10 protein-coding genes are annotated in these 12,792 nt (G+C 45.8%); 6 read left to right on the top strand and 4 right to left on the bottom strand.

The genetic code is table 11. The annotated features are described in order from the left end of the window. The first annotated feature begins 2 nt into the window (after window positions 1-2). Genes OA79_RS10435 through OA79_RS10425 form a run of 3 tightly spaced genes read left to right on the top strand, consistent with a single transcriptional unit; the run spans window position 3 to window position 2,904 of the window. Window positions 3-974, top strand: a complete 972-nt coding sequence (locus OA79_RS10435; RefSeq protein ID WP_063333185.1) for a MucB/RseB C-terminal domain-containing protein — start codon at window positions 3-5, stop codon at window positions 972-974. After that, complete coding sequence (locus tag OA79_RS10430; protein WP_063333184.1) at window positions 967-1,434, top strand: SoxR reducing system RseC family protein; 468 nt, start codon at window positions 967-969, stop codon at window positions 1,432-1,434. Before OA79_RS10435 ends, OA79_RS10430 begins: the two co-directional genes overlap by 8 nt. A gap of 60 nt (window positions 1,435-1,494) precedes the next feature. Then, complete coding sequence (locus OA79_RS10425) at window positions 1,495-2,904, top strand: DegQ family serine endoprotease (protein ID WP_063333183.1); 1,410 nt, start codon at window positions 1,495-1,497, stop codon at window positions 2,902-2,904. 86 nt (window positions 2,905-2,990) lie between these two features. Here the strand turns inward: OA79_RS10425 and argA are convergent, their stop codons facing one another. Together argA and argE are read right to left on the bottom strand one after the other, a co-directional pair. Beyond that, the gene (gene argA, locus OA79_RS10420; RefSeq protein ID WP_063333182.1) at window positions 2,991-4,313 is read right to left on the bottom strand and encodes an amino-acid N-acetyltransferase; all 1,323 of its coding nucleotides are present in this window, start codon (window positions 4,311-4,313) and stop codon (window positions 2,991-2,993) included. Further along, a complete protein-coding gene (gene argE / locus OA79_RS10415; RefSeq protein WP_063333181.1) occupies window positions 4,314-5,480 on the bottom strand; it encodes an acetylornithine deacetylase in 1,167 nt (388 codons plus the stop codon). Between the two features lie 118 nt (window positions 5,481-5,598). Here argE and OA79_RS10410 point away from each other — a divergent pair, with 118 nt between their 5' ends. The 3 genes from OA79_RS10410 (at window position 5,599) to OA79_RS10400 (ending at window position 9,878) form a co-directional block, all read left to right on the top strand. Continuing rightward, window positions 5,599-6,546: a CYTH domain-containing protein gene (locus OA79_RS10410; protein WP_063333180.1), complete on the top strand. Its 948-nt coding sequence runs from the start codon at window positions 5,599-5,601 to the stop codon at window positions 6,544-6,546. Window positions 6,547-6,586: 40 nt separating this feature from the next. Then, on the top strand, window positions 6,587-9,517 hold the full coding sequence (gene glnE, locus OA79_RS10405) for a bifunctional [glutamate--ammonia ligase]-adenylyl-L-tyrosine phosphorylase/[glutamate--ammonia-ligase] adenylyltransferase (RefSeq protein WP_063333306.1): 2,931 nt from the start codon (window positions 6,587-6,589) through the stop codon (window positions 9,515-9,517). Window positions 9,518-9,665: 148 nt separating this feature from the next. Further along, window positions 9,666-9,878 carry a hypothetical protein gene (locus OA79_RS10400; protein ID WP_063333179.1) on the top strand — a complete coding sequence of 71 codons (213 nt, stop codon included), beginning with the start codon at window positions 9,666-9,668 and terminating at the stop codon, window positions 9,876-9,878. Window positions 9,879-9,964: 86 nt separating this feature from the next. Here OA79_RS10400 and sbmA read toward each other — a convergent pair whose 3' ends face one another. Further along, on the bottom strand, window positions 9,965-11,251 hold the full coding sequence (gene sbmA, locus OA79_RS10395; protein WP_063333178.1) for a peptide antibiotic transporter SbmA: 1,287 nt from the start codon (window positions 11,249-11,251) through the stop codon (window positions 9,965-9,967). A 268-nt stretch (window positions 11,252-11,519) separates the two neighbouring features. Then, window positions 11,520-12,743 (bottom strand): aspartate aminotransferase family protein, encoded by a 1,224-nt coding sequence (locus OA79_RS10390; RefSeq protein ID WP_082825449.1) that lies wholly within the window; start codon window positions 12,741-12,743, stop codon window positions 11,520-11,522. Window positions 12,744-12,792: the final 49 nt, after the last annotated feature.

Here is a 12,792-nt window from a genome sequence, read left to right as displayed (position 1 = left end):
TTATGAGACGCTTTTCGGTTGTGATTAGATGCTTAAGTGTGGGCTTACTTTGTTTTGCTCAATGGAGTCTTGCTGCCACAGCAACGCCTCATGCGGTTGAGTTGTTACGTCAGATGACCCAGGCTTTTCACCAGCTCAATTATGATGGTGTGTTTGTGCATTCTGAGGCATCCAATATGAATGGCATGCGCATACGCCATATTGTCACGGAAGGTATGGAATATGAAAGTTTAGTGGATTTAGACGGGGATAAGGTTGAAGTTGTTCGGATTGATGACAGAATCATTTGTGTCTATTCCGATGACTTGATGACCAATCGTCATTCACCTTTTAAAGCGCCCTTTAAAAGCTTGAAAAAAGTTGCTGAAGAGCGATTGTCACAAGGCTATCAATTGACGGTGAATCAAGAGCCACATCGTATTGCTGGTCGACAAGCCATTATTGTTAGTCTGTTGCCAAAAGATGAATATCGTTATGGACATGAGTTTTGGTTAGACAAAAAAAACCATTTTTTGTTAAAGCATGATGTGTTTAAAGCAAATGGTGAGTTGTTAGAGCGTGTTCAGTTTACCTCTGTTAACTTCAAACCGGACTTGAAACAGGAAGACTTTGTCCCCAACAAGGGGAAGCACACCAAAAAACAAACGCAAGTCCTACCGCAGCGGGTTAAGAATCTATGGCGGTTCGAATGGTTGCCTGAAGGGTTTCATTTGGTTTGGCCTGAAGCAAGAGCGCTAAACCATGGTACCAGTATGTTGTTGCTATCGGATGGTGTGGCGACAGTATCGGTATTTGTGGAACCCAGTATGTCTGCTAAGCCCATTTCCATTGTCGGTATGGGGGCAACCATGGCCGGTGTAAGCAGTTTTAAAGTGAAGGATCAGTTGTATTTATTGACCATGGTTGGCGAAGTCCCAGGCGCAACGATCGAAAAACTGATGACGGTATTTATGCCAAGGCTAGAAAATGATTGAAGAAACAGGAACCGTGATGTCAGTTGAAACTGGCTTTGCGGAAGTAGAAACCATTCGTACCAGTAGTTGTACTAGCTGTCGCGCTCGTCATGGGTGCGGCCATCATGCGATTGCACAAGTTTCCCCAGCCAATCGTATGCGCATGAAAGCCGTTGACCCGTTATCTGTAGAGGTCGGTCAGCGTGTGGTCATTGGGATCCCTGAAGACACTCTGTTGCAAGCCTCTGTTTGGATGTATTTGATTCCGTTGCTTGGTATGGTGTTTGGTGCCATATTGCCTTCTTTTTGGGCGGACTCAAACGAGATGTCTGTGTTACTCAGTTTATTAGGTTTTGTTGGTGGATTGTGGTTTGCTCGACACAAAGCGAATCGTTCTGCTCATAATGAAGATTTTTACCCAAAAGTTTTAAGAATTGAATCGGTTCAGGATGAAGTCAGCCCATTGCTGTTTTCGTCTTAACTGATGTCCTTCTTCACCTGGCACTGTAATGAATTTGGTACGTTTTAAGGAGACCAATTAATGAACAGATTGCTTAAACACGTTAGTGTGTTAGTTGTTAGCACGGTTATGATGACTTCCATGCTAACTCACGCGGCGTCATTGCCTGACTTTACCGAGTTAGTGGATGATGCTTCCCCCGCAGTCGTGAACATCAGTACGGAACAAACGGTGACCACGAAAACGGCCAACGAAGGTGGCCGTCAATATAGTCCAAACAATGAAGAGTTGAATGAATTCTTCAAGCACTTCTTTGGACAGCAACCATTTGGTCAACAAAGTCCGCCAAAGCAAGGGCAACGAAGTTCTCTTGGTTCCGGCTTCATTATTTCTCATGATGGTTATGTATTAACCAATAATCATGTCATTGATGGGGCGGATGTGATTCACGTTCGTTTAAGTGACCGCCGAGAATATCAAGCGACCTTAGTGGGAACGGATCCAAGAACGGATTTGGCCTTGCTGAAAATTGAAGCGGAGGATTTGCCGATCGTTAAAATGGCTGACTCAGATAAGCTAAAGCCGGGTCAATGGGTGTTAGCAATCGGTTCGCCATTTGGGTTTGATTACACGGTAACCGCTGGGATTGTCAGTGCCACGGGGCGTAATTTACCGTCCGATAGTTATGTTCCTTTCATTCAAACGGATGTTGCGATTAATCCTGGGAACTCAGGTGGCCCTTTGTTTAACTTGGATGGTGAGGTAGTGGGTATTAACTCACAAATATACACGCGTTCCGGTGGTTTCATGGGCGTGTCGTTTGCTATCCCGTCAAACGTTGCGATGTCCGTGGTTGATCAACTGAAAACAGACGGCAAAGTGTCTCGTGCTTGGTTAGGTGTGTTGATTCAAGATGTGAGCAATGACCTGGCGGAGTCTTTTGGTCTTGATCGTCCAAATGGTGCCTTAATTAGTCGCGTGTTACCGGATTCACCTGCTGAGAAAGCAGGCTTGCAATCGGGTGATATCATCATGCGTTTTAATGGCGAAGAGATTGAGCATTCTGGCGAGTTACCTTATGTTGTTGGCCGCATGAAAGCGGGTAAAAAGGTGTCGGCGCTAGTGTATCGAGATGGTAAAGAGCAAACCATTGAGATCACGTTAGAAGGTCGACCTGCGGATCCAAAAATGATTGCCCAATCACAACAAGATCAGAACCGTTTAGGGATGATCGTCGGTGAAGTGCCTGCTGAAATGGCGAAAAACTACAGTATCGATCATGGTGTGGTGATTGAGCAAGTACTGGGTGGTACGGCTGCACGTAATGGTCTGCAACAGGGGGATGTGATCACCATGTTGAATGGTCAACGTATTGAGGGTGTGACGGACTTTATTCAAATCGCCAAAGACATACCCACTGGGCGTTCGGTGCCTATGCGAGTTATTCGTCAGGGGTATCCGATGTTTATTCCGTTCAAAATCGTTGAATAACAGATTAGGTTAAGATACGGAAAAGGCGACCAAATGGTCGCCTTTTTTATTTGAACCCGTCTTGAAAAGGTTTAAAACATCGCGTTTTATAATTTTTTTGAGAAGATTTTTGAGTTTCTCTGATAGTTATAAAGTGTCTGTTTTTGCATCGGCAAGCTGGCCAATGTAGTTTCACTAAAACCGCGCTCAATAAACCAGTGAGCGGTGCGGGTCGTGAGCAAAAACAATGTGCTTAAACGTTGCTTTTTGGCGACTTGTTCAATACCTTTTAGTAAGCGTTCACCTCGGTTGGAGCCACGGTAATTTGGTGAAACTGCTAAACAAGCGAGCTCTCCAGCTTGCTCTTGTTCAAAGGGATATAAGGCAGCACAAGCGACAATGGCACCATCTCGTTCAATGACAATGAAACGATCGATTTCGTTTTCCAGCAGCTCCCGAGAGCGTCTCACTAAAGCGCCTTTTTCTTCTAGCGGAGCCAATAGAGCCATCATACCGCCAACGTCATCAATGTGAGCAGGGCGTAATTGCTCGTAGCTGTCTTCGTCTATCATGGTGCCGGCGCCTTCCCGAGTGAAGAGCTCTCTGAGTAGTCCGCCGTTTTCATGATAGGAAATGAGGTGAGCACGAGGAACGCCGTGACGAACGGATTGTACACAGGCTGCTAAGGCGTTTTGTGTTAGCTGTTGTAACGAGTGATCTTTTAAGATAGCTTCGGCGTCTTTCGCCAACAGTTCTGAGTAAAGCTCTCCCGTTTGATTGAAGACACCTTCTTCGTCCGTATAAATAATCAATTTATCGGCTTTTAGTTGGATAGCGGCTTGTGTTGCTACGTCTTCGCTTTTGAGGTTGAACACTTCACCTGTAGGTGAAAAGCCTAAATGGGGCAAGAGCACCATGTTGTCATCTTCCAATAAACGGAAAATTGCGTCGGAATCAATACGGCGAACTTCACCTGTGTGGCCATAATCCACGCCATCGACGACACCCAGTGGGCGTCCGATGACGTAATTACCGCTACAAACTTTGAGACGAGCGCCATCCATGGGGGTATTTGAAAGTCCCATGGAGAGCTGTGCTTCCAGTTGGACTCGAACCGCAGAGGAAGCTTGGATGACATCCAGAAGCTGGCTTTGAGGCGTCACTCGGTAATCGCTGTCCAACGGGGTTGAAGTTTGATGATTTGATAACACGCGGTTGATTTGTGGGCGTGCACCCTGCACGAGTACTAAGCGAATACCCAGTGAATCAAGCAGCGCTAAGTCATGGATAATGCTTGAAAAGTGCGTGCATTCTACCGCTTCCCCTGGAATGAGGATGACAAAGGTTTTGCCACGGTGGGCATTAATATAAGGAGAGGAGTGGCGAAACCAGTCCACGTAATTGAGTTCTTCAGGCGCGCTGCTTCTCATTTAATTCGACTCATTGGATTGAAGGCAAAAGCGTTCTATTAAACCACGTATGACCTTTTGCATTGGTTGTATTTGATCCAGCGCCATAAATTCATTGGGCTGGTGTGCTTGATCGATGGAACCTGGGCCAAGCACGAGAGTTTCCATGCCCATCTTATTTAGGAAGGGACCTTCGGTGGCAAAGGCGACCGTTTCGGCTGGTCGCTCAGTGAGTGACTCACAAGCCTTAATGATAGCGGATTCAACGGGGGTATAAAAAGAGGGTACGTCTGGAAACAAACTGTTTAGTTGAATTTGAGTGCCTGTTTTTTCTTCTATGCGTGGTAGGCGTTGGGCAATTTCTGCCATCAAGGACTGGTTGCTCATACCTGGTAATGCTCTAAGGTCGAATTCCAATTCACACCGTCCACAAATACGGTTTGGGTTGTCTCCTCCATGAATACAGCCAAAATTCATGGTTGGGTAATCGATGATGAAGTTCGCATCTTGGTAATCACGTTTTAATTCTTGGCGAAAAGTCATAAGTTCAGACATCACATCATGCATGGCATCGAGCGCATTGTTGCCAAGGGCTGGATTGGAAGAGTGTCCTGCTTGCCCGGTGACTTGAATGCGTTCCATCATGATGCCTTTATGGGCATAAATCGGCGTTAATGAGGTGGGTTCGCCAATTAAAGCGTAGCGGGCATTGAGCTTATTTTGTTGGACTAAGGCTCGTGCTCCAGACATCGAACTTTCTTCGTCGGCCGTGGCGAGTATGATCAGAGGTTCATTCAATTCATCAAGAGGCATGTCTCGAATGGTGTCTAATACAATGGCAAAGAACCCTTTCATGTCGCAGGAGCCTAGGCCATAAAGCTTTTGATTGCGCTCTTGTAACGTAAAAGGGTCGGACTGCCAGCGACCTTCATCATAGGGTACTGTGTCAGTGTGTCCTGAGAGGACTAAACCACCGCTGCCTTGCCCTTTCGTGGCAATCAAGTTGAACTTGTTTGGTTGGTCGGGTAAGGGCATGACTTCACACTGAAAACCTTGTGAACTCAGCCAAGATTCCAGTAGCTCAATAACGCCTTTATTGGATTGATCCCAATGAGCTTGACTGCAACTGATGGAAGGAGATGCGATCAGTTGAGTCATCATATCAATCAGTGACGGTAGAGCGGTCATAGGCCTTCCTTAAATCCGAATAATTAGCCAATATTACTACGCTGGGGCTTCTGTTACACTTGCTTGGTTATGTTTTTCTTTGCTGCTGTCTGGCAAAGGCACTAGAGGTTTGTAAATTATGGCTACCGAGCTAGAACTTAAGTTAATGCTTCAGTCTGAGTATCTCACGTCTGCGAGCGATTTTCTTGATGAAATATGTGCTCAGTCTGACGATGATACTGTATCCCGCCAGCCCACTCTTAACTTAATGAATGCCTACTATGATACCGAAGATGGTCAATTGATGTCGGGGGGCATGGCGCTGCGCATTCGTGCCGTCAACGATCAATTTATCCAAACGGTAAAAACACGAGGCACCAGTCGAGTTGGTATGCATGCCAGAGGCGAGTGGGAATGGCAACTGGAAAACGACTGTCTGGATTTATCTTTGTTAAAAGCGGTGCCACTTCCAGACGCTTTGGCCGCCATGACGTGGAGCTGTCATTTACAACAAGCCTATCGCACTGACTTCGAACGCCAAGTTTGGCTTATCCAACAAGGTGACACCATGATGGAAGTGGTCTGTGATCAAGGCAAAGTGACGTCACCCTATGGGGAAGACAGCATTTGCGAATTAGAACTTGAGTTGAAAAGTGGCCCTGAAGCGGCCTTGTACGAATTTGCTTTACGCATTGCCGAGTGTGTTCCCGTTCAAGTCAGTGTGGTGTCCAAAGCCCAGAAAGGCGTTCGATTGAAACAGGGACAGATTGAATTTCCTCAGAAACCGATTGGCTCGGTTAGCCGTTTGGCGTTAGCGGCTTACTGGTATGAAGTGTGGCTGATCTATTGGGAAGCCATGTTTTTTATGCAGGACGAGGTGTTGCTGCAACCTTTCAGACACACAATAAGTCAATTGCGGCCTTGTTTACCTGCGCATTTAGACCATGCTTTAGTGGATTTGGACAATGCGTTAGGGGAATTGTATAAAGCGGATGAAGACAAGGTGCTTGAGTTATTGGGTGGGCTGAAATCCGTCGGTTCACTAATGCTGAAAATTGGCCAGTGGCTTAATCAACAAAGCCACTAATACAGATGATTTAAGTGATGGCAACAGTAAGGACAGTGTCTTGTTTATACCTTCTGAAAACCCCAGTTATGACGTTTATTGTGAGTCCATAGAAAACCGTGCTTTGCTGTTAGAGCAACTGCAAGAAGCGCGAGCAAGATGTGGCTTAGATGCTTTGGATCAAACTCAGGTTGCTAGGCTTGAGCCGCTTTGGTTATTGAGTGACTATTTACACACTGTGTTTATGCGTTATCCTGCTTGGTTGGATGATGTCCTGTCCCTATCAAGCCTATCTATCTCTCCGACCATTGATGCTCTGATGGCTGGGGAAGCTTTTTTTCTGAAAGAGAATCCAGTTGAAGAAACCGGCCCGCTGTCAGATTTGGATGAGTCCCAGTTTTTGCAACGCTTGCGTCTTTATCGTCAATGGTGGATGGCACGTTTAATTGCGCTGGATTTACAGCAAAAAATCGACTTACCAATTCTGACCGCCCATTTAAGCAAATTAGCGGATGTGTGTGTGAATGCCAGCCTACTTTGGAGCCAACAGAAATACGCATCCTTATATGGTCAGGCATTAGATAGTGCTGGTGACGTTCAATCTATGATTGTGATTGGCATGGGTAAGCTGGGCGGTAATGAGCTTAATCTCTCTTCTGATATTGATCTGATTTTCGCCTTCCGTGAACATGGTGATACTCAGGGCGGTAAAAAAAGCCTTTCTCATCAAGAATATTTCACTAAATTGGGTCAAAAACTCATTCAGCATCTTGATCAAGTGACCGCCGATGGTTTTGTGTTTCGTGTCGACATGCGGTTGCGACCATTTGGCCAGTCTGGCGCCTTAGTGTTGAATTTGGACTCACTGGAAAACTATTACCAAGACCAAGGTCGTGATTGGGAGCGGTATGCCATGATCAAAGCCCGTGTTATGGCGGGCAGTGAACAGGATGTGATGGCGTTTGAAGCGCTAAGAAAGCCGTTTGTCTATCGTAAGTATTTAGATTTTGGGGCCATTGGTGCATTGCGTGACCTAAAACGCATGATTGCGAAAGAAGTTCGCCGCAAGGGCATTGAACACAACATTAAACTGGGTCAGGGCGGCATCCGAGAGGTTGAGTTTATCGCGCAAGCGTTACAGATTCTTCATGGTGGACGCGATCAGGGACTACAAATACCAGCCTTATTAGACGTTTTGCCTTATTTGGCGCAACAAGAATATCTAAGTCAGCAAGAAACCGCGCAGTTACAGCAAGCGTATTTGCTATTAAGGCGAACCGAGCATGCATTACAGGCGATCAAAGACGAGCAAACGCAACTTTTGCCCGAGGAGGATTTAGCGCGTTTGCGGTTGGCTATTATGGTTGGTTTTCAGAGTTGGCAGGACCTAAACGATGCTTTGTGGTCTGCTCGACACCAAGTTCACGGCTACTTTGTTGATTTGATCGAGGATGACGAAGAAACGGATCAAGGCAAAGAGCAGCAAGAAACGTGGCGAATTTTATTAAAAGTGCCAGGAGATGAGGACGCGATTCGAGATGCCATTGCCGATATTGCATGGCAACAAGAGGATCGTGTGGTGCAGCGCATTTCTCAGCTGTTGAGTTCACGTACTTTGGTGTTTATGCAGCCGATAGGGCAAGAACGTTTGGCGCTCTTTTTAGCGGCATTTATGAGTCAGTTAGCAGAGGAAGCTAACCCAGACTTGGTGTTAGAAAGGGTATTCCCTATCCTTGAAGCCGTGCTTCGTAGAACGGCGTATTTGGTGTTGTTGTGTGAAAATCAAACCGCATTAACGCATTTGATTCGTTTGTGTCGGGAAAGTGCTTGGTTTACTGAGGCCATTTCCACAACGCCAGCGTTATTAGATGAATTGCTGGATGCCAATACGTTATTTTCACCGCCTGATAAGGCCATGTTGGAAGATGAGTTAAAGCAAATTTTATTGCGCTTGCCCGAAGAGGACGAAGAAGCCCAGATGGATGCTATGCGTCGATTTAGACGCTCTATTATTTTGCGCATAGCCGCTTGTGATATCACTGGTATTTTGCCTGTCATGAAAGTGAGTGATCACTTAACTTGGCTGGCGGAAGTGTTGTTAGAGCAAGTGTTAAAACAGTCTTGGTTTTATTTAACCAAAAAACACGGCTATCCGGTGAGCTATGGCGAGGCATTCCATGAACCTCAATTGGCCATCATAGGTTACGGTAAATCCGGTGGTTGGGAGTTAGGTTACGATTCGGATTTGGACTTGGTGTTTATACATGATGCGCAGAGCAATGGCAGCACCGACGGCAAACGTAGTATTGATAACCTAACTTTTTATACGCGCCTAGGCCAAAGACTGATCCACATGATCACCAGTTTTACCGCCGCAGGTCGTTTGTATGAAGTGGACATGAGATTACGTCCATCTGGTAATTCTGGTTTATTGGTTTCGAGCTTGGAAGCCTTTAAGGATTATCAACAAAAAGAAGCTTGGGTATGGGAACATCAAGCGTTAACTCGAGCACGCGGTTTGGCTGGTGATCCCGCGTTATTGAATCGATTTGAAGAGTGTCGTAAAGGCATCATCGCGACGGTTCGTGATCGATCTGTGTTGCGAGCTGACGTTATTAAGATGCGCGAGAAAATGCGCTCACATCTCGATACGGGTAGTAAAGAAAAAGGCTTTGATTTAAAGCAGGGCGCTGGTGGCATCATAGACATTGAGTTTATGGTGCAATACTTTGTCCTAGCTTGGTCTTGCCAACACCCAGAACTGATGACTTATTCAGATAATGTTCGACAGTTGCAGGCGTTGTCAGAGCTTGGTTTGCTACCAGCGGAGAAAGTAGCGGGTATGATTGAAACATACACCTTGTTTCGAGCTCGTACCCACCGCCAAGCATTACAGAAGCAAGGTCGTGTTGTGCAGGCAGAGGATTTACAGAAAAACCAAATCTTAATCAATGAATTGTGGGAAAGCTTTGTGCGTAATGAGCTACTTTAGCGGTTCTCGTAAACGGATTGAGGAAAAACGATTCGTAAATTCATTATGAATCCACTATACTTTTGTCATTGACTGTTTTTTGAACAGAATGTGATTGGCGATGTTTTAAACATCGATCTCCAACGCGATGAGCGAGAGAGGAGGATATATGGCAGAAGTGAATGGTGTTAGTGGTGGGCCGGCGATGGACTTCGCGAGTGAAGTGTACCAAGCCAATTTGGCAAAAGCCGCTCAACAGCAAGAAGCTCAGCAAAATCTGCGATTGTTAGAGCGTGCCACAGAGCCAACGACGCCAGCGGCAAGCAGTGGTTCGCATACGACAACGGATAATCTAGGACAAAACATCAACATAAATGTGTGATGGTGAATAACTCAACCTTGAGTCGATCATTTAAAAAGCCCCACGAGTCACACTTGATGGGGCTTTTTTGTCACTGATGAATTGTCTTACATGAGTGTTGAGTCGCCTGAAATGTGGCCATCTTCACTAGGCAGTGACGTATCATCTATCATGGCTTCAAAGAACTTTAAACGCTTGTAGATAGATAGAAGCTCCACAATCGTGGTCCAAGAATTGACTAAAAACTGGAAGGAGTTTTCCACCTGACTAAAGGCATTACTAATTTGTTGGAAAATACCAAAGGTGATGGCACCGGCCACAATGGAAGGGCCCAAGGCAATGAGTGGCACCAGTACGCCAGCTTGTAAATAGCCATAGCGGACAACATTAAAATACAAATAATGAAAATATAGGGTGAAATAGTTTTTACGCACATTGCTGAACAGTTCGGCCAGGGTCATTGGTTCCGCTCTGTTTTCATTGTCCTCACCATAGACCAATTCTTTTCGATATGCGGCTTCCACTTTTTGGTTGTTGAACTCTAACCCAGGCAATTTAATCCCAGCGAGAGCGAGCAAGACGGTGCCGATAATGGACCAAAATAGGGCGATGAAGACAAGGGATTGAGAAACTTCGCCAAGAATAGGCAGCGCTTTTACATGACCAGACAAAGCCCATAAAACAGGCAGGAAAGCCAACAGCGTCATAACCGAACCAATCAGCCTGACCCCTAACCCTTCCATGATACTCGCAAAGCGCATAGTGTCTTCTTGAATACGTTGTGATGCCCCTTCAATATGACGAACTTGCTGCCATTTTGATGAATAGTATTCGGTCATCGAGGTACGCCAGCGGAAAACATAATGGCTAACGAAAAAATGCTTTAAAACCACAATGGTGATGTAGACGGCAGCCAACCCTAGAAAAGTGCTGAGTTGGGAGTAATAGTCATTTAATGTGATGGAGTTTGGGGCAGATAGGGCTTTCTGAATAAGGTCGTAAAAACTACCATACCATTCGTTAAACATGACATTGAGCTGAACGCTAAACCATGTCACAAAAATGATAATGCCTGAGCCGAGAACAGACCATTTTGCCCACTTATGGCCGCCAAATATCATCCAAGCGGCGATAAAAACACCATAGCAAGTCAGTATGTACTGGTAGAGCCAAAAGGTTTCGGCCATTTTGGCGGTTTCTTGGAAAGCGGCTTGAGCCGCCGGATCAGCGCCTGCCGCTAGGGTTTCTGGAAAGGTTAGGCCGATTAAATTACCTAAGCTTAAATAGCTTCCTAAGTCTTGCATGACCAAATACCAGCCAAGGACACCGACCAGTGCCCACACAAGAAAACTTAAAAAAAACAGCTTAGGGTTAGGGAAAAAAGAATGGAACACGTATTAGTTTCTCTATATCTGTGGTGAGTGTTGAAGCCATCCTAGCCCAAGTAGTCCTAACGTATGAAAATGAGCTTAAACTAGTCCGCTGAGAAGCACAATTCATCTTGAACTAAGGAATCTGCAAAAAAGACGATAATCATACTCATTGATTTAATTAGTATTATGACTGATGAGCGGTCAAAAAGTTTCGTACAGATAGGTGTGAACATAAAAAAAATCGGGCATAAGGCCCGATTTTAGATTGTATTTTATGTGTGCTATTGGGTTACGCCGCTTGAGTTTGTGCAATCACCGTTGCGATGGCTTTCTCTAGACGTGCTAAACCTTCCGCGATGTCTTGTTCCGGAATGATCAGTGAGGGGGCAAATCGTAATACGTCAGGACCCGCAACCAACATGAACAAACCTGCCTCAGCGGCGGCGGTCACAAATTTACCGGCCTGGCCAGCGTATTCATCCACAACTTCAGCGCCAATTAATAGACCCATACCACGAATTTCTTTAAACAGGTGGTATTTTTGGTCAATGGCGTTCAAGCCTGTTACGAATAACTCATGACGCTTTTTCACACCTTCAAGTACTTCGGGCGTGTCGATAATGTCGACAACCGCTTCTGCAATGGCACAGGCCATTGGGTTGCCACCATAAGTGCTGCCATGAGTACCAAATGCAAAGCTTTTTGCAACGTTCTCAGTCGCTAACATGGCGCCAACAGGAAAGCCGTTACCTAACGACTTTGCTGATGTCATGATGTCTGGCGTTACACCTGTCTGTTCGTAGGCGAACAGAGTACCCGTTCGGCCAACACCAGATTGCACTTCGTCAAAAACTAATAAGGCGTTGTTCTGATCGCAAAGTTCACGCACTTGCTTGGCAAACTCAAGATCGGCTGGAATGATGCCGCCTTCCCCTTGAATGGGTTCCATTACCACAGCACAGGTCTTGTCACTGATGATGGCTTTAAGCTGTTCAATGTCATTGTAATCACAATGTTTGATGCCCGCTGGCGTTGGTTCGAACCCTTCTTTGTATTTGGCTTGTCCACCTACTGACACGGTAAACAAAGTACGGCCGTGGAAGGATTTGTAAAACGCGATGATCTCGTGCTTTTCTGGACCAAAGTGGTCATACGCATAGCGGCGTGCCAATTTAAACGCGGCTTCGTTGGCTTCTGCGCCACTGTTGGCGAAGAACACGCGATCGGCAAACGTTTTGTCGGTCAATTTTTTAGCTAGTCGCAACGCAGGTTCATTTGTCATGACATTGGAAAGGTGCCAGATTTTCCCAGCTTGCTCACGCATGACGTCGACTAGAGTTGGATTGGAATGACCCAATGCCGTGACGGCAATGCCGCCAGCAAAATCAATGTATTCTTTGTCTTCTGTGTCCCATACGCGAGAGCCTTCACCACGCACTGGAATGATTGCCGAAGGTGCGTAATTAGGAACCATGACTTCATCAAAGGTTGCTCTCGTTATTTCTTGTGTCACGTTTATATCCTCATGAAAAAATAGGTGGCCGCATTGGCGACCACCTATT

The organism is Marinomonas sp. TW1 (assembly GCF_001625355.1).
In the GTDB taxonomy this organism is placed as follows: domain Bacteria; phylum Pseudomonadota; class Gammaproteobacteria; order Pseudomonadales; family Marinomonadaceae; genus Marinomonas.
This window is presented reverse-complemented; position numbering and strand designations above follow the sequence as displayed.

Bases quoted from the DNA above. Each gene is read 5' to 3' on its own strand.
- OA79_RS10435 (WP_063333185.1), top strand. From the start codon at position 3: ATGAGACGCTTTTCGGTTGTGATTAGATGCTTAAGTGTGGGCTTACTT.
- OA79_RS10430 (WP_063333184.1), top strand. From the start codon at position 967: ATGATTGAAGAAACAGGAACCGTGATGTCAGTTGAAACTGGCTTTGCG.
- OA79_RS10425 (WP_063333183.1), top strand. From the start codon at position 1,495: ATGAACAGATTGCTTAAACACGTTAGTGTGTTAGTTGTTAGCACGGTT.
- argA (WP_063333182.1), bottom strand. From the start codon at position 4,313: ATGAGAAGCAGCGCGCCTGAAGAACTCAATTACGTGGACTGGTTTCGC.
- argE (WP_063333181.1), bottom strand. From the start codon at position 5,480: ATGACCGCTCTACCGTCACTGATTGATATGATGACTCAACTGATCGCA.
- OA79_RS10410 (WP_063333180.1), top strand. From the start codon at position 5,599: ATGGCTACCGAGCTAGAACTTAAGTTAATGCTTCAGTCTGAGTATCTC.
- OA79_RS10400 (WP_063333179.1), top strand. From the start codon at position 9,666: ATGGCAGAAGTGAATGGTGTTAGTGGTGGGCCGGCGATGGACTTCGCG.